This window comes from Actinoplanes campanulatus, from assembly GCF_014647795.1.
GTDB classification, from domain to species: domain Bacteria; phylum Actinomycetota; class Actinomycetes; order Mycobacteriales; family Micromonosporaceae; genus Actinoplanes; species Actinoplanes campanulatus.
In genome coordinates, this window is record NZ_BMPW01000009.1 from 159261 (window position 1) to 176864 (window position 17604).

General features: G+C 72.3%; 12 protein-coding genes. 5 read left to right on the plus strand and 7 right to left on the minus strand.

Annotated elements, in window-relative coordinates; translation table 11 throughout:
- The first annotated feature begins 1 nt into the window (after position 1).
- Positions 2–1030 carry an LLM class F420-dependent oxidoreductase gene (locus IEZ13_RS18945; RefSeq protein ID WP_183219532.1) on the plus strand — a complete coding sequence of 343 codons (1029 nt, stop codon included), beginning with the start codon at positions 2–4 and terminating at the stop codon, positions 1028–1030.
- Here the strand turns inward: IEZ13_RS18945 and IEZ13_RS18950 are convergent, their stop codons facing one another.
- The 3 genes from IEZ13_RS18950 to IEZ13_RS18960 all read right to left on the minus strand — a co-directional run bounded on the left by IEZ13_RS18950 (position 1031) and on the right by IEZ13_RS18960 (position 3813).
- Positions 1031–2026, minus strand: a complete 996-nt coding sequence (locus tag IEZ13_RS18950) for an NAD(P)-dependent alcohol dehydrogenase (RefSeq protein ID WP_183219534.1) — start codon at positions 2024–2026, stop codon at positions 1031–1033.
- A 63-nt stretch (positions 2027–2089) separates the two neighbouring features.
- Positions 2090–2746: a response regulator gene (locus IEZ13_RS18955; RefSeq protein ID WP_183219536.1), complete on the minus strand. Its 657-nt coding sequence runs from the start codon at positions 2744–2746 to the stop codon at positions 2090–2092.
- Positions 2743–3813: a sensor histidine kinase gene (locus tag IEZ13_RS18960; protein ID WP_183219538.1), complete on the minus strand. Its 1071-nt coding sequence runs from the start codon at positions 3811–3813 to the stop codon at positions 2743–2745. Before IEZ13_RS18960 ends, IEZ13_RS18955 begins: the two co-directional genes overlap by 4 nt.
- Positions 3814–3850: 37 nt before the next feature.
- Between IEZ13_RS18960 and IEZ13_RS18965 the strand changes: the two genes are divergently transcribed.
- A complete protein-coding gene (locus IEZ13_RS18965; protein WP_183219540.1) occupies positions 3851–7147 on the plus strand; it encodes an NACHT domain-containing protein in 3297 nt (1098 codons plus the stop codon).
- 448 nt (positions 7148–7595) lie between these two features.
- Here the strand turns inward: IEZ13_RS18965 and IEZ13_RS18970 are convergent, their stop codons facing one another.
- Together IEZ13_RS18970 and IEZ13_RS18975 are read right to left on the minus strand one after the other, a co-directional pair.
- A complete protein-coding gene (locus IEZ13_RS18970) occupies positions 7596–8546 on the minus strand; it encodes a pectate lyase family protein (RefSeq protein ID WP_183219543.1) in 951 nt (316 codons plus the stop codon).
- A gap of 210 nt (positions 8547–8756) precedes the next feature.
- Positions 8757–10223, minus strand: coding sequence for a hypothetical protein (locus IEZ13_RS18975; protein WP_183219544.1), 1467 nt, complete (start codon positions 10221–10223; stop codon positions 8757–8759).
- A 212-nt stretch (positions 10224–10435) separates the two neighbouring features.
- Between IEZ13_RS18975 and IEZ13_RS18980 the strand changes: the two genes are divergently transcribed.
- From IEZ13_RS18980 to IEZ13_RS18990, 3 genes are all read left to right on the plus strand, one after another.
- The gene (locus IEZ13_RS18980; protein ID WP_183219546.1) at positions 10436–11770 is read left to right on the plus strand and encodes a TrkH family potassium uptake protein; all 1335 of its coding nucleotides are present in this window, start codon (positions 10436–10438) and stop codon (positions 11768–11770) included.
- On the plus strand, positions 11763–12434 hold the full coding sequence (locus IEZ13_RS18985; protein ID WP_183219548.1) for a potassium channel family protein: 672 nt from the start codon (positions 11763–11765) through the stop codon (positions 12432–12434). Before IEZ13_RS18980 ends, IEZ13_RS18985 begins: the two co-directional genes overlap by 8 nt.
- Before the next feature lie 63 nt (positions 12435–12497).
- Entirely contained in the window at positions 12498–15779 is a 3282-nt protein-coding gene (locus tag IEZ13_RS18990; protein ID WP_183219550.1) for an AfsR/SARP family transcriptional regulator, read from the plus strand.
- Here the strand turns inward: IEZ13_RS18990 and IEZ13_RS18995 are convergent.
- Complete coding sequence (locus IEZ13_RS18995; protein WP_183219552.1) at positions 15761–16522, minus strand: ABC transporter permease; 762 nt, start codon at positions 16520–16522, stop codon at positions 15761–15763. The genes IEZ13_RS18990 and IEZ13_RS18995 overlap by 19 nt on opposite strands.
- Entirely contained in the window at positions 16519–17493 is a 975-nt protein-coding gene (locus IEZ13_RS19000) for an ATP-binding cassette domain-containing protein (protein ID WP_183219560.1), read from the minus strand. The genes IEZ13_RS18995 and IEZ13_RS19000 overlap by 4 nt, the downstream gene beginning before the upstream one ends.
- Positions 17494–17604 lie beyond the last annotated feature (111 nt).

Below are 17604 nucleotides of genomic sequence, written 5' to 3' on the forward strand. Positions count from 1 at the left end.
CATGCGCCTCGGGATCCAGCTCGGCTACAGCGGCGAGGGCTTCGCGGCGGACGTCGACGAGGTCGTGGAGTACGAGGAGGCCGGCGCCGAGCTGGTCGTGGTGCCGGAGGCGTACAGCTTCGACGCGGTGAGCCGGCTCGGTTTCCTGGCCGCCCGCACCCGCCGGATGGAGCTGGCGTCCGGGGTGATGCAGATCTACACCCGCACGCCCACCCTGACCGCGATGACCGCGGCCGGGATCGACTACGTCTCGGGCGGCCGGTTCAGCCTGGGGCTGGGCGCGTCCGGGCCGCAGGTGATCGAGGGCTTCCACGGCGTCCGCTACGACGCGCCGGTGGCCCGGACCCGGCAGATCGTCGAGATCTGCCGCCGGGTGTGGCGCCGCGAGACCCTCGTCTTCGAGGGCGGCCACTACCGGATCCCGCTGCCGGGGGAGTACGCCAAGCCGCTCAAACTGATCAACCACCCGGTCCGTCCGCGGATCCCGGTCCTGCTGGCCGCCATGGGACCCCGCAACGTGGCCCTGGCCGCCGAGATCGCCGAGGGCTGGCAGGCGCTGTGGATCGACCCGCGCAACGCCGCCCGGGTCTTCGGCGACGCGCTGGCCGACGGCCGGTCCCGCCGCGACGCGGCGCTGGGCCCGCTCGACATCAGCGTCCCGGTGCCGTTCGCGCTGCGCGAGCAGGGCCTGGACCGGCACCGCGCCCAGCTCGCCCTCTACCTGGGCGGCATGGGCGCGCGCGGCCGCAACTTCTCCAACGACCTGGTCCGCCGGTACGGGTACGCCGACGCCGCCACCCGCATCCAGGAGCTCTACCTGTCCGGCCGCCGTGCCGAGGCGGTCGCCGCCGTCCCGGAGGACCTGGTCGCCGCCACCTCGCTGGTCGGCCCGCCGGACGAGATCCGCCGCCGCCTCGACGCCCTGGCCGGCGCGGGCGTCACCACGCTGCTGGTGTCCCCCTTGGCCGCCGAGCGCGCGCAGCGGGTCAAGGACGTGCAGACCCTGTCCACCCTGCTGGCCACGCGGTGATCACGCCGGGAAGGTGACGACCACCTTCGCCCGGGCGTGCTCGACCATCAGATAGCGCAGCGCCTCCGTGGTCTGCTCGAACGGGTACGCCCGGTCGATCACCGGCACGATCGTCTTCTCCTCGGCCAGCTCCCGCAAGGTGGCCAGCAGAGCCTGCTCCGACCTCGCGTTCAGCTGCACCACCCGGGTCCGGCCCAGCCGGCCCACCGTCTGCCCGGCCACCACCAGGCCCACCGGCCCGATCAGCGACGGACGGCCGGGGCGCGCGTTGCCGCCACCGCCCAGCACCAGGGTCCCGCCCGGGGCCACCGCCCGGCGCAGCGCCCGCAGTGGACGGCTCGCCGCCAGGTCCAGCACGATGTCGTACCGGCGGCCGGACCGGGTGAAGTCCTCCCGCGTGTAGTCGACGACCTCGGCGCCCAGCGAGGAGACCAGGTCGGCGTTGCGGGCGCTGCACACCCCGGTCACCTCCGCGCCGTACGCGCGGGCCAGCTGCACCGCGAACGTCCCCACCCCACCGGACGCCCCGTTGACCAGCACCCGGTGGCCGGGCCGCACCGGAGCCACCTCCCGCACCGCCAGCAGCGCCGTCTGGCCGGCCAGCGGCAGGGTCGCGGCCTCCTCGAAGCCCAGGTTCTCCGGGCGGCGCTGCGCCAGCGACTCCGGCACGCACACCAGCTCGGCGAAACCCCCGTCGTGGGCGATCACGTCGCCGAACACCTCGTCACCCGGCGCGAACCGGGTCACCGACCGGCCCACCGCGGTCACCACCCCGGCCACGTCACTGCCCCGGATCGGGGCGGCCGGTCCGCGCCGGCCGAAGATCGGGGACATCAACCGGGCCACGTACGGGTCGCCGCGCATGATGTGCCAGTCCCGTGCGTTCAGGGACGCGGCCCGTACCCGTACCAGAATCTCGTCGTCAGCCGGAACCGGCGCCGCCACCTCGGCCATCCGCAGCGTCTCGCCGTACCGGTCCTGCACCATCGCCCTCATACCTCGATGGTCGGCACTGGACGGTCAGCTTTCATCGGTCCCCGGTACGCCCCGGAAGCCGTACTAAAGTTCGATCCGCCGCGTCTCGAACGCCCAGATCGCCACCTCCACCCGGTTCCGGGCGCCCAGCTTGTTCATCAGGCTCGTGACGTGCGTCTTCACCGTGCTCAGCGTGATGAACAGCTCGGCCGCCACCTCCGCGTTCGTCCGCCCCCGGGCCACCAGCGCCAGCACCTGCTCCTCCCGCTCGGTCAGCGGATCCACCGGCTGCCGCGGCACCGGCGCCGGAGCCGTCCCGGCGAACGCCTTCAGCAGCCGGGTGGTGATGTTCGGGGCGATCAGCGCGTCCCCGGACGCCGCGGCCCGCACCGCCTGACCCAGCAGCGCCGTCCCGGCGTCCTTCAGCAGGAAACCGCGGGCGCCCGCGCGCAGCGCCGCATACACGTACTCGTCCAGGTCGAACGTCGTGATCACCACGACCGCGAGCGGATCCACGACCGCCGGGCCGGCCAGCAGACGGGTCGCCTCGATCCCGTCGATGCCGGGCATCCGGATGTCCAGCAGGCACACGTCCGGCCGCAGCCGCCGGGCCAGCTCCACCGCCTGCCGCCCGTCCCCGGCCTCACCGACCACCTCGATGTCCGGCTGCGCGTTCAGCATGATCGCCAGCCCGGTCCGGACGATCTCCTGATCATCCGCGACGACCACCCGAACGCTCACGCCGCCACTCTCGGCAGGGTCGCGCTGACCGACCAGCCACGATCCGGGTTCGGCCCGGCCTGGCACGTCCCACCGAGCAACCCGGCGCGCTCGATCATGCCGCTCACGCCGTACCCCGAAGAAAGCCCACCGTGCTCGCCGTCGTCGCTCACCTCGAGCCGCACGGACGTCTCGTCCGCCGTCACCCGGACCTCGATCCGGGTGGCGTTGCGGGCATGCCGGCGCGCGTTCGTCACCGACTCCTGCGTGAGCCGGAACAGCGTGGCCGCCACCGCCGGCGACAGATCGTCGACGTCACCGTCCAGCCGCACCTCCACCGGCGGGCCCGCCGTCGACGGCCCGGCCAGCGCCCGCACGTCACCGATGCCCGGCTCGCGCAGCACCCGCACCATCGACCGCATCGACGCCAGCGCCTTCGACGCCTCCGACTCGATCAGCCGCAACGCCTCCACCGCCGACGCCGGATCGGTCTCCGCCGTGGCCTGCCCGGCCTGCGCCCGGATCGCCATGGCCGACACGTGATGCGCCACCGTGTCGTGCAGATCCCGGGCCAGCCGCTCCCGCTCCAGCATCCGCAGGTGCTGCCGCTCCCGCAGCCGCGCCCGTGCCCGGAACCGCATCGCCGACCCCAGCGCCCCGATCCCGAACAGGATGATCAGCCCGGCCACCAGGTCGGCCTGGGTCATCTGCCCGAACCCCCAGCCGATCGCCAGCCGCCCGGCCAGGATCACCGAACCGGCCACGACCTCCCGGCCGGAACCCCAGCGGAACAGCGCATACGGCAGCAGCAACAGGACCACGGCCATGCTCAGCAGACTCGGCGACCCGGTCAGGAACGGCTCGACCGTGCACGCCCCGAAACCGAGCGCCAGCATCAGCAGCGGACGCTGCCGCCGCCACAGCACCAGCGGCACGACCGCCGCCGCGAACAGGACTCCCGCCGGCGCCGACCGGATCACACCCTCGACGACCACGGCCGGCAGCAGCAACCCGGCCAGTGCCCAGTCCCGCCACACCCGAACCGGGGGCGGGGGCGTCGCCCGGGGCTCGTTCCATGCTGCCCACATCCCTCGATGGTATGGCCACCGTCCATATAGTGGGGCGGTGCCGCAGTCGCTGTCCTATCTCGACGCCGTCAAACTGCTCGGCGGCTCCGGGCCGCTCATGAAGGTCGCCGACAACGTGCTGGGCGGCGTGCTCAGCGTGGTCACGGCCGGCGGCAGCGATGCTGCCATGAGCCTCTTCGACGCCAAGACCGAAGCGGTCCGGCTCGGCCACCTGGTCACCGACAAGATCACCGATATCGTACGAGGCCAGACGCGCTACAACCGCACCGAGCGCCTGCACGCCGCCCATGCCGTCCTGGTCGTCACCTCGTTCTTCACCGCCCTCGACGACTGCCTCGGCGCCACCGGCCTGGAGAACCCCGGCTTCACCCGTGACGACCAGCTCCTGCTGATCGCCGCGGCCGGCTCCGCGGGATCCTGGCAGTCGCAGCTGCTGGCAGCCCGGATCCCGGCCCCGGCCGCCGATCTGACTTACGACCGTCTCCTGGCCGAGTTGGCCGCCTGGTACGAGTCGCTGTCCTGGCGTCTGTCCAAGCACCTGCACGGCCTCGCGGTCTGGGAGGCGGCCGCCCGCCACATCCGGGAGGACACCGAAAAGGCGCTCCTCGAGGCGCTGCCCGCCCTGGCCCTCACCCGCTACGAGGAGGCGGCCCGGCAGTTCGCCGTCGAGGTGCCCGAGTTCGCCGTCTGGCTGTCCCAAATCGAGTCCCGCGCCGCGTCCCGCGGTCTGGAGACACTGGAGGCGGTGCTGCTCTCGGTTACCTCGGAGCGGGCGCCGGCCCGGCACCGCGCCGACCTCGCGCTCACCTACCGGGCCGCGCTCGACGACCCGGTCCTCGGCGGCGACACCGGCGAGGTGACCAAGCCCAGCCTCGGGATCGCCTACCTCGACCCGCGGTTCCGGGTGAAGGCCGCCGGCCCGGGCGCCCGCGCCGCCGACGAGGACTGGTGGGCCGACGCGCCGGTCCGCGACGACTTCGGCACCTTCCTGGCCACCTACCTGACCACCCCGCAGGCCGCCGAGGCCCCGATGCTGCTGCTCGGCCAGCCCGGCGCCGGGAAGTCCACACTGACCAAGGTGCTCGCCGCCCGGCTGCCGGCTGCCGACTACCTGACCGTCCGGGTCACGCTGCGCGAGGTCCGCGCCGAAGCCGAGATCCAGGACCAGATCGAACAGGCGCTGCGCGGCGCCATCGGCGAGACCGTCGCCTGGGCGGACCTGGCCCGCGACGCCGACGCCGCCATGCCGGTCATCCTGCTCGACGGCTTCGACGAGCTGTTGCAGGCCACCGGTTTGCACCAGTCCGACTATCTGACCCGGGTGGCCGCGTTCCAGCAGCGTGAGGCCCGGCTCGGCCGTCCGGCCGCGGTCGTGGTGACCAGCCGGGTCGCGGTCGCCGACCGGGCCCGCCTGCCCGCCGGGAGCCTCGCCGCCCGCCTGGAACCCTTCGACCGGTCCCAGGTGGAGCGCTGGCTCGACACCTGGAACGACGCCAACACGCCGTACTGGTCGCGGACCGGTCTGCGGCCGCTCGCCCGCGATGTCGTGCTGCGCTTCCCGGACCTGGCCACGCAGCCGTTGCTGCTGCTCATGCTGGCGCTCTACGACGCGACCGGGAACGCCCTCCAGGACGCCACCGACTTCGACACCGGCCTGCTCTACGAGCAGCTGCTGCACGACTTCGCGGCCCGCGAGGTGCGCCGGGTCCATGACGGCCGCCCGGACGCCGAACTGCCCGCGCTCGTCGAGGAGGAGCTGCTGCGGCTGTCGGTGGTGGCGTTCGCGATGTTCCACCGGTTGCGGCTGTGGGTCACCACCGAGGAGCTGGACTCCGACCTCGCCGGGCTGGGCCTCCGGCGTTCGGTCTCCGACCGGTCCGCCGACTTCCGCAGCCCGCTCTCCGCGGGACAGGAGATGGTCGGCCGGTTCTTCTTCATCCAGCGGGCGCAGGCCCTGCAAGACGATCAAACCCGTCAGACGTACGAGTTCCTGCACGCGACGTTCGGCGAATACCTGGTGGCCCGGCTCGTGGTGCACGCGGTCCAGGAGGCGGCCGCCCTGGCGAAGGTACGCTCGATCCGGCTGGGTCAGCAGTCCCAGGACGACGAACTGCTCCAGAACCTGCTCGGGTACACGCCGCTCAGCGCCCGCGCCACGATCCTGCCGTTCGTCACCGCCCTGATGGCCCGGTCGGGTCCGGAGGATCTGCGCGAGTGGCTGATCGACCGGCTGCGGACCGTGGTGATCCGCCCGACCTGGGCGCCGCGGGCCTACCAGCCGGTGGACAAGCGGGCCGACCACTGGATGTCGACCTACTCGTTCAACCTGCTGCTGCTCACCCTGGCCTGCGGGGAGCCGGTCCGGGCCACCGAGCTGTACCAGCACGCCAGGGACCCGGCCGGCTGGCTCCGCGACATGGCCCTCCAGTGGCGGGCGGCCGTCCCGGGCGGCATGTTCCTCGACGCGCTGGAGCGTTTGCAGGTGGAGCGGGAGTGGGCCGCCGACGGCCGCCGGGACATGGTGCTGCGCCGTGAGCGGATGCCCATGTGGTTCGGCGTTGATCCACGTTGGGCGTTCAGCTTCGGGCGCAGCTGGAACTTCCCCGAGGCCATGTCGAACACCGACTACTTCCCGCTCGGCACCGCGTTCCGGTCGATGGACATGAGCAGCTCGTTCTCCGACGACGCGGTACGGCACGCGGTGGAGGCCGCGTTCCGGCATCTCCCCATGCAGGCGCTGGTGCTTCTCGTCGAGCATGAGCCGGGCCACGCCGAATCGGTGGCGCACACCCTGATGAGCCTTTCGATGGGTTCCGGTGCGCTGACCCCCGTGGCGGACCTGCTGGAGTCCTACAACCGTGCCGTGAAGGCGATCGACCGGCTGAGCCCGTTGTTGCGTGAGATGGGCAACCGCCCGGTCGAGCTGTTCCTCCGGGCGCTCGCCGACGATGCGCGCCGCCTGCCGTCCGCCGAGGTCCTGCGGCTGACCGGGCACATCCTCGCCGCCGATTGGCGGCTCACCGGCGAGACCGGTGCCCTGGCGCTGAGTTGTCTCTCCCTCGGCCGCGGGCAGCCGTCGGGCGAGTATGACCGGTTCGCCGGTGAACTCGCGGCGCGGCTGGCGCTCGAGTATCTCTCCGCCGACACCTGCCTGCACCTGCTCGCTGTGCTGCCGGTCGCCGATTCCTGGAAGCTGGGTAGCCTGCTCTTCGCCATCGGACGGCGCTTGCGGGAACCGGGCGTGGAGCAGCGGATCGCCACGGATCCGGACTTCGCGGCCCGGCTGGAGGTGGCCCGGGCCCGCTTCGCCGGCTACCGGGACGCCACCGACTGACAGGATCTCCGCTCGGCCCGGCCGGGTTCGGGCCGGCCGCGTCCGCCACCAGCGCGGAATAGCTGATCACGGCCGATGACTTCGCTCTCCTGGCCTCGCTGGCCCGGCTACTGCTCGGTGTGCCTTCGGACCAGGCACGGGGGCTGCCCGCTCCCGGCCGTACCGCCCGTCGCCCGGTGTGGGCGGTCGCGCTTTCACGAGGGTGGGCGCGCACGGCGGCGGTGTCGTGGTCGCCTACGTGGTCTATCGCCGCGATGGCCGCCCACGTGGCGGCTTTCGTGTGCGTTCACCTCCGAAGCCCGGTCGGCCGGAACTCTGCGTGAGCGGAGAACCCGGTTCACCGGTTCTTGTGGAGGATAGGCGGGACGACGTCACGCGTACAGGAGAAGGAAGTCGGCAGGGCCGTGCCGCCGCGGGGAGCGGCGGCACGGGTGTCGCGTGTGGAGTGTCAGACGCTGATGCGGCCGGCGCCCGCGTTGGCGGTGACGATGGACTTCACATTGGCGGCCGCGTCAGCGGTGTACGAGTAGGGGATCGACGCGACCGAACCGCCGGTCTGGCCGCTGCCCGAGTTGACCAGCAGGTTGTTGCGGGCCACCAGGGTTCCGGCGTCGGAGGAGCCTTCGCCCAGGTGGAAGGGGTCGTCGACGTTCTCGAACGAGTTGGCCTCGACCAGGACGCCGGCGCCCTCGGTGGACGCGACGCCGTACCCGGAATTGTTGTAGTAGTAGTTGTTGTAGACGTGCACCGGGTTGCCGAAACGCACCCGCGGATGCCGCTGGGTCGACGCGTCGAACCAGTTGTGGTGGTAGGTCACCCGCAGATGACCGACGTCCTGGCTCGCGTTGCTGTCGCTGTGCCCGAGCAGCATGGATTTGTCGTGGGAGAACACCCGGTTCCACGAGACGGTGATGAAATCGGAACCGCGTTTGATGTCCACGGCGCCGTCGTATCCATTGCTGAAACTATTGTGATCCACCCAGATGTTGGTGGCCGATTCCTGCACGTTGATCGCGTCGTCGTTCCAGTTCCGGAACGTCAGATTGCGAATGATCACGTTCCGGTCGCCGTTGATGTTGAGCCCGCATCCGACGATCGCGGCCCCGGCGTTTCCGATGATCGTCTTGTTGGACCGGACCCGCAGCATGCCGGAGCAGGAGATGGTCCCGGAGACCCGGATGACCGCGGCGGACGTCGACCCGACCGCCGTGGTGAGGGCGGACGCGCTGGTCACGGTGGTGGTGGCGGCACTGCCGCCGCCGGTGGTGCCGCCGTTCTGGGTGGCCCATCCGACCAGGTCGGTGATCGCGGCGGAGGCCGGCTGGGGTGCGGCCAGCACCGCGCCGACGAGGGCGAGGGGGACGGCGCCCTGTATGAACCGATGAATTCGGCGATGCATTGTGGTGCTCCTTCTCAGATTTCACCGACCCGTCGACCGGCGCCCGATCGACGGATCTCGGGGGATGAGGGGAGCGCTCCCGGCCTTAGAAAAACATAGGCCCGGATGGATGGGAAGAGATATCCGTTTGCAGGATTTCTGCAACAACTATGCGAATCGCCCCGGCCCGGCCCGTATGGGCAGGTCCGGGGCGAAACGGAAAGGGGTGTCTCAGTTCGGGTCGATCGTCACCGTGACGAGCCCGGTGCCGGGCACCCGGTCCGCCTTCGGCACCGCCTTGCGCACCATCGACGTGGTCGCCTTCAGCGTGTCCAGGACGGCGATGTAGGAGCGGGCGCCGACCGGCTGGTACCGGTCGTAGATCTCCCGCAGGCAGTCGCCGGTGACCAGCGTGATCGCCGGCCCGGCCGTCTTCAGCGCGGCGAGCACGTCCTGGTCCGACCCGGCGACGGTGCGGCCGCGCTCCAGGACGCAGGCGCTGAACCGGAACACGTCGGCGACACTGCGCCCGGCGTCGGACAGCCCGGTCGCCTGGAGCAGCGAGCGAACCGCCGGGTCGCCCTCCTGTCCCTTGGCCAGCGCGTCCCGGGCCGCCGTGCCGAACTCCTGGTGTGCCTGGAGCAGCGCCTCGGCGGTGCTGCCACGCAGCGCCCGGCTGTTGGGCAGCAGCAGGTCCAGGTGGCGCAGGCCGGAGTCGAGAGCGATCACCGACCAGTCCAGCCGCCCGGACAGGGTCACCGGGTCCTTGCGGCCGGGCGTCAGCTCCAGCGTGACGACCTGGCCGCCGCCCACCGCGACCGAACCGTCCAGGTACGTCAGGATCGTGTCCCGCACCCCGTCGAGAGAGCCGGCCTCGGACGTCGGCGCCGGGCGGACCGAGCCGTCGTCCGGCAGGTCCAGCACCATCGGGAAGGGGAACCGGTTGCGGACCCTGATCTGCTGCGATCCGGTGCCGGAGATCACACAGGCGTCGACCCGGCCGGCCGGGACCGACACGTTACGGACCGTGACGTTCGACGCCTTCGGCTCGCAGGAGAGTTCCTGCCGGGCGCCGGTCAGGTGCTCGAGGGTCTGCTCCAGCGACGCGGCGGCGCCGGCTCGCGCGTACCCCCAGAAGGTCCCGGCGGTGCCGGGCTTGACCGGCAGCGCCGCGCCCGAGCCGGTCCGGATGGTGTCGCCGGTGGCGTCCGAGGTGACCTGCCAGGTGCCCAGCACGAAACCGTCGAACAGCGCCGTGTCGCCGCTGACCGCGCGCTCGACCGCGTCGGTGGCGGTGGCGGTCAGCGGGAACCAGCCGCCCAGCTCGGCCGACCAGGCGAAGACGTTGAGCATCTCCGGCCGCACCCCGGCGGGCAGCTCGCCGTAGTCGAGGGTGACCCGAGCCTTGGTCAGGTTGCCGCTCTCGAAGGTGACATCAATCATGTCGCCGACCGGGACGATGCCGGCCGGAAGCGGCCGGTCGTCCGGCAGTGGCTCACGGCTGAACCGGACCCGGGTCTCGCCCTGCGTGACGCCTGGCTGAGTGCTCAACACGACGTGTCCGTTCAAACCGGACAGTCCGCCGCCTTCGGACGCGACCAGTTGTGTCCCCAGGACGCCGATCGGGCCGCAGGCTGCCAGGCCCGCTCCGAACGCGGCCAGCAGACCGCCGGCCAGAATCCCCCGTACGAGTTTCATGTTGCCCTCCCCGGCGGAGGAGGATAACCGGCGTATGTGAATTCCGGTTACCGACCGCAACGTGTCAACCGTCGCACTCCCGGCCCCCGTTGCCCTCGCATCGTATCGTCGTGGCCACAACCCGGGCTGCCCCGGGGGAGTGAGACCAGTCGATCCAGGGGCTGGCAACCCTCGTCGAGCGCGGGGCGCATGCCGGGTGATATGAACCTTTGGTGCGATCACCCTGGCGGCATCCGGCTCGTGTCGTGCCGTTCGCGTTCCTCGTCCTGATCATCGCCGGCACCGGCCTGATGATGCTGCCGGCCGCGCGGGCCGAGCCCGGGCACGCGCCGTTCGTCACCGCACTGTTCACCGCGGCCTCCGCGGTCTGCGTCACCGGCCTGTCCGTCGTCGACACCCCGACCTACTGGTCCACCTTCGGTCAGGTGCTGCTGACCGTGCTGTCGCAGATCGGCGGCTTCGGGATCATGACCCTGGCCACGCTGCTCAGCATGCTCGTGTCGCGCCGGCTCGGGCTGCGCGGCCGCCTGCTCGCGCAGGCCGAGAGCGCCGGCCTCACCGGCGCGAACCTGGCCGGCCTGCTGCGCCGGGTGGCGATGGTCATGCTCATCGCGGAGAGCGCCATCACCGTCGTGCTCACCCTGCGTTTCTGGCTCGGGTACGACTACACGTTCGGCCGTGCGTTGTGGGAGGCCGTGTTCCATGCCGTGCAGGCGTTCAACAACGCCGGGTTCGCCCTCTACTCCGACAGTCTCGTCGGATTCGTGACCGATCCGTGGATCTGCGTCACCCTGGCGCTCGGCGTACTGGCGGGTTCGATCGGCTTTCCGGTCCTGTTCGAACTCGCGCGCGAGTGGCGTACCCCCGGATGTTGGTCGACCCACACCTGGCTGACGGTGATCGGAAGCCTGATCTTCACGCTCGTCGGGTTCGTGGTCTTCCTGGTCTTCGAATGGCGCAATCCGGGCACACTCGGGCCGTTGAGCACATCGGGCAAGGTGCTGGCCGCGTTCACCCAGGACGTGATGACCCGGTCCGGCGGCTTCAACAGCGTCGACCTGGGCAATCTGAACAGCGAGACGATCGCGGTCACCAACGGCCTGATGTTCGTCGGCGGCGGCAGCGCGAGCACCGCCGGCGGCATCAAGATCACGACGTTCCTGCTGCTGGCGTACGTGATCTGGGCGGAGATCCGCGGCGAGCCGGACGTGGTGATCCGCAAACGGCGGATCGCCGAGGAGACCCAGCGGCAGGCCGTCACCGTGGCACTGCTGGGCGTCGCGCTGGTCGCCACCGGTACGGTCGTGCTGGACGCGCTCACCGACGGCATCCCGTTCGACCGCGTGCTGTTCGAGGTCACGTCGGCGTTCGCGACGGTCGGGCTGAGCACCGGCATCACCGCCGGCCTGCCGCCCTCCGGCCAGGTCGTCCTGGTCGTCCTGATGTTCTGCGGCCGGGTCGGCACCATCGCGGTCGGCACCGCGATCGCCCTCAACACCCGCCGCCGGCTCTACCGCTACCCGGAGGAGAGACCCCTCGTTGGCTGACGAGAAACCGCCCAAGGGCGGCCACGTCGCGGTGATCGGCCTCGGCCGGTTCGGCGGCGCGGTCGCGGAATCGCTGCTGGAACTGGGTTACGAGGTGCTCGGCGTCGACAGCGACCCGCGCCTCGTCCAGGACTGGTCGGACCGGCTCACCCAGGTCGCCGAGGCCGACGCCACCGACGAGGAGGCGCTGCGCCAGCTCGGCGTACACGAGTTCGGGCGGGCCGTCGTCGGCATCGGCACCAACCTGGAGACCAGCGTCCTCACCGTGCTCACCCTCGCCGAGATCGGCGTGCCGGAGATCTGGGCCAAGGCGACGAGCGTGAAACACGGCAAGATCCTGTCCTCGGTCGGCGCCGACCACGTCGTCTTCCCCGAGTCGGACATGGGCGAACGGGTCGCCCACCTGATCACCGGCCGCATGCTCGACTACATCGAGTTCGACGACGGCTTCGCCATCGCCAAGGTCCGCGCCCCGCGCGGCGCCGCCGGGCGCACCCTCGGCGACCTCGCCCTCCGCACCAGGTGGGGGGTCACGGTGGTCGGCACCAAACGCCCCGGCGAGGATTTCGTGTACGCCCGCCCCGAAACCGTCATCCCGGAGAACGCCGTCCTGATCGTCGCCGGCGACACCGCCAAGGTCGAGTCCTACGCCGCCGAGAACTGACCCCGGGGCCCCGGCTGGTCCGCTGAATTTGGGGTGGTGGCGTGGCCGGGGGAGGATCGGGGCGTGAGTGGGAACGGGGACCGGCTTCGGGTCGGGCTGCTCGGGGAGCTTCGGGTGTGCCGGGGGGACGTCGATGTGACGGTGCCCGGCGCCCGGCTGCGGGGGCTGCTCGTGCGGCTCGCGGTGGCCGGTGGGCGCCCGGTTCCGGCCGGGGCACTCGCCAGCGCGGTGTGGCCCGAGGAGCAGCCCGGGGATCCGGCCAACGCCCTGCAGTCGCTGATCTCCCGGCTGCGGCGGCTGCTCGGCGGCGGGGACACCGTCACCCAGGCCGAGGGCGGCTACCGGCTGGCGGTCGAGGCCGAGGACGTGGATGCCGGCCGGTTCGAGCGGCTGGTGGCGGACGGGCGGGAGTGGCTGCGCGGTGACCAGCCGCAGGCGGCGGCCGGCGTGCTGCGGGAGGCGGTCGCGCTGGTGCGCGGGCCGGTCGCGGCGGAGCTGGGGGAGGTGGCGCCGGCCCACGCCGTCCGGCTCGGGCGGGTGATCGTCGAGGCGGGCGCCGACCTGGCCGAGGCCGAGGTGGCGCTGGGTGAGCTGGACCGGGCCGCGGACCGGCTGACCGGGCTGCTGGCCGAGCATCCGCTCAACGAACGGCTGGCCGGGCTGCTCATCGACGCGCTCGCCGGTCAGGGGCGGCAGGGCGAGGCGCTCGCCGTCTACGAGCGGATCCGGGAACGGCTCGCCGACCAGCTCGGGGCCGACCCGGGGGCGGCGCTGCGGGAGCGGCATCTGCGGTTGTTGCGCGGTGCTCCGGTCGTACCCCCGAGAGGTGTTGTTCCTGAGGCCGGACCACCGAAAAGGGTGAGTGAGGGCAATCTGCCCGCGCCGCTGACCAGCTTCATCGGGCGGGAGGACGACCTGGCCCGGATCGATGCGCTGCTGACGCGCGGGCGGCTGGTCACCGTGCTCGGACCGGGTGGCGCGGGCAAGACCCGGCTGGCGCTGGAGGCGGCCCGGCGGTACGGCGACCACTACCGGGACGGGACCTGGCTGGTCGACCTGGCGTCGGTGACCGAACCGGCGAAGGTCGGCGCGGCCGTGGTGGCCGCGGCGGGGCTGCGCGGCTCGGCGCTGTTCGAGACCGCCAACCGGGCCCGCCCGGACGGCCGCGACGACCTGGACGTGCTCGCCGAGCGGCTCAGCGGGCGGGAGATCCTGCTGCTCGTCGACAACTGTGAGCACCTGGTCGACGCGGTCGCGCATCTGCTGTCGCGGCTGCTGGTGTGCTGCCCGCGGCTGCGGGTGCTGGCGACCAGCCGGGAGCCGCTCGCGGTGGACGGCGAGTCGCTGGTGCCGTTGGGGCCGCTCGGCCTGCCCGAACCGGGCGCCCGCGCGGTGGAGGCGGCCGGGGCCCCGGCGGTGCGGCTGTTCGCGGAGCGGGCCGGTGCGGTGCGGCCCGGGTTCACGGTCGGCGACGGCACGGTGGGTGACATCGTCCGGATCGTGCGCGGGCTGGACGGGCTGCCGCTCGCCCTCGAACTGGCCGCGGCCCGGCTGCGCACCCTCGGGCTGGCCGAGCTGGCGGACGGGCTCTCCGACCGGTTCCGGCTGCTCACCACCGGTAGCCGTACCGCCCAGCCGCGGCACCGCACGCTGCGCGCGGTGATCGCCTGGAGCTGGGATCTGCTGGACGACGCCGAACGTGTCATGGCCGAGCACGTCGCGGTGCTGCCCGGTGGGGTCACGGTGGCCTCGGCCGCCGCGGTCAGCGGGTCCGGCGCCGCCACCGCCGATCTGCTGGCCGGTCTGGTCGACCGGTCGCTGCTCCAGCTGGCGCCGGGCGGCCGCTACCGGATGTTGGAGACGATCCGCGAGTACGGCCTGGAACGTCTCGCCGAGCAGGGTGTGCTCGGCGAGGTCCGGGCCCGGGCGGCCGCGCACCTGGCCGCGCTGGTCGCCCACCACGACCCGCTGCTGCGCACCGCCGGGCAGATGGCCGCGATCCGGGTGCTGCGCGCCGAGTACGACAACGCCCTCGCCGCCCTGCGTCACCTCTGCGACGCCGGGGACGCCCCGGCTGCGCTCGCGCTCGCGCTGGACCTGTGCTGGTACTGGCACATGATGGGCCGGCACGCCGACGCCGCGTACTGGCTGGCCGAGGCGCTCGCCGTGCCCGGCGACACCGACCCGGTGCTGGCCGACTGCGCGGAGGCGGTGATGGCCATCAACCGGGGCGGCACCGAGCCGTCCCCGATCGGGGAGACCGCCGCGCGCCGTCAGGACCGTCTGCGGGTCCTCGCCCAGCGGCTCGGCAGGCATCCGGAGCTGCCCGGCCCGGCCGGCGTCATCGCCACCATGGCCCTCTACTTCGCCGGGGAGAAGGAGCTCGCGGACCGCCGGATCGAGCAGCTCATCACCGGGCCGGACCGGTGGAAGGCGGCGCTGGCCCACATGTACCGGGCCCAGGTCGCCGAGAACGACGGCGACACGCGCGGGCTGGCGGTGAACGCCGGGGCGGCCCTCGACGCGTTCCGCGAGATCGGCGACCGGTGGGGTCAGGCGTCGGTGCTGCCGCTGCGCGCCCTGATCCGCCAGTTCGACGGCGATCTGGACGGGGCGCTCACCGATCTACGGGCGGCCCGGGCGTTCGCGGCCGAGTTCGGTTCGCTGGACGTCAACGACGAGATCTTCATCGACCTGCGCTGGGCCGACCTGCACATGCGCCGCGGCGACCCGGCCGAGGCGACGGCCGCGCTGGCGACCGCCCGGCAGCGTGCCGAGCGGTCCGGGAACCGGGAGATCGGGCTGCTGGTCGACGCGCTCGAGGCCGGGATGCTGATCTGGCAGGGCGAGCTGGACCGCGGCGAAGAACTGATCAACCGGGCCGCCGACGGGCTGGGGGTGGACGCCGAGGAGATGCCGATGATGGGCGGCGACCACGGCACCGCCATCGTCGGCGCGGTCCGGGCGTCGGTGGCGCTGCGCCGCGGCGACCCGGGTACGGCGGAGAAGGCGCTGCTGGCCGCCTACCCGGCCGCCCTGGAGACCCACGACATGCCGATTCTCGCGCTGGTGGCGGTCGCCGCCGCCGGGCTGGCCGGGCTGCACGGCCGGCACCGGGACGCGGCGGTGCTGCTGGGCGCGTCGGCCCGGCTGCGAGGGGCCCACGACCACACCGACCTCAACGTGGCGAAGGTGGCCACGGAGGCCCGGGCGGCGCTGGGGGACGAGGGGTTCGGGGAGGCGTACGGAGTCGGCTGGACCCTGGACGCGGAAGCCGCGCGGAGTCTGGTCGACCCCGCGCGGCGAACACTTGGCCCTGCGCTCCCTCAGGCCCTGCGTGAGTAGGCGCGCAGCGCCAGCGGCACGAACACCACCAGCAGCCCGGCCATCCACAGCAGCGTGGTGGTCAGCGGCCCGGCGACCGGCCCGCCGACGAGCAGCCCCCGGATCGCCTCGACCAGCGGCGTGATCGGGTTGACCGCCACGAACGCCTGCAACCAGCCGGGCAGCGTGTCGGTCGACACGAACACGTTGGAGCCGAACGTCAGCGGCAGCACCAGCAGGAACATGATGCCCTGCACCGCGCCGGAGGTCCGGACCATCATGCCGACCCAGACCGAGATCCAGCAGAAGCACAGCCCGAAGCCGATGGACAGCGCCACCGCGCCGAGCGCCGGCAGGACACCGGTCTCCACCCGGAACCCCATGATCGTGCCGAAGAGCAGCAGGCTCACGCACACCGACAGATAGCGGATCACGTCGGCGGACACCGCACCGATCAGCGGTGCGGCCCGGGAGATCGGCAGCGACCGGAACCGGTCGAAGACGCCCTTCTCGATGTCCGCGTTCAGGTTCTGGCCGAGCGCCACCCCGCCCATGGCCAGCGACTGCGCCAGCATGCCCGGTAACAGGAACTGGAGGTACGCGTGCCGGTCGCCGTCCGCGATGGCGCCGCCGAACAGGTAGGTGAACAGCAGCAGGAAGATCACCGGCTGGATCGTGACGTCGATCAGCGCCTCCGGTGTCCGCATCGTCTTGATGAGGCTGCGCTTGGCCAGGGCCGCGCTGTGCATGGCGATCGCGGTCATACCAGTTCCTCCGTCCGGACACGCCCGGTCAGGGCGTGGAACACCTCGTCCAGGCTGGGCAGATGCAGCGCCAGCTCGGTCACCTCGACGCGATCGGCACGCAGCGCCGGGATCAGCTTGTCCAGTGCCTCGTCGCTGCTCACCGGCACGGACGCCGCGCCGGGACGGGAACCGGCGGCCTCGTCGAGACTCGCCGCGGTGCCCGGTGCGGCCACCAGGTCGAGCAGCCGCAGCACGTCCGGCAGCCGGGCCGGGTCGGCCGGGCGTACCCGCAGCGTCTGGCCGCCGACCTTGCGCTTCAGGCCGTCCGGGGTGTCGTGGGCGATCACCTTGCCGTGGTTCACCACCACGATCTCGTCGGCGAGCGCGTCCGCCTCCTCCAGGTACTGCGTGGTCAGCAGCACACTCGCGCCGCTGGCGACCTGGGTGCGGACCACACCCCACATGTCCTCGCGCTTGGCCGGGTCGAGGCCGGTCGTCGGCTCGTCCAGGAAGATCACCTCAGGCTGCCCGACCAGGCTCGCGGCCAGGTCCAGGCGACGGCGCATGCCGCCCGAGTAGGTCTTCGCCGGCCGCCGCGCGGCCTCGCTCAGATCGAACCACTCCAGCAGCTCGTCGGCCCGGCGCCGCGCGTCCCTCCCGCTCAGATCGAGGAGACGCCCGATCAACACCAGATTCTGTACGCCCGTGAGGTCCTCGTCGACGGAGGCGTACTGGCCGGTCAGGCCGATTTTGCGGCGCACCTGCCGCGGGTTCTTGAGCACGTCGATCCCGGCCACGAAGGCGCGTCCCTCGTCCGGGCGGAGCAGGGTGGCGAGCACCCGTACCGCGGTCGTCTTGCCGGCGCCGTTGGGCCCGAGCACTCCCAGCACGGTGCCGCGGCGCATCGACAGGTCGACCCCGTCGAGCGCCTGCGTGCTCCCGAATCGCTTGCGCAGCCCCTCGGCGCGCACCACCAGATCTTCGGTCATGCCGAGAAGGTTGCCGGTGCCCGCTGGCACGGCCCGCACACGCCGCTGACACGATCCACGGCTGGCTGTCAGCGCTGTCTCAGGCCGTCCGAAACAGCGCTGGGAGCCAGC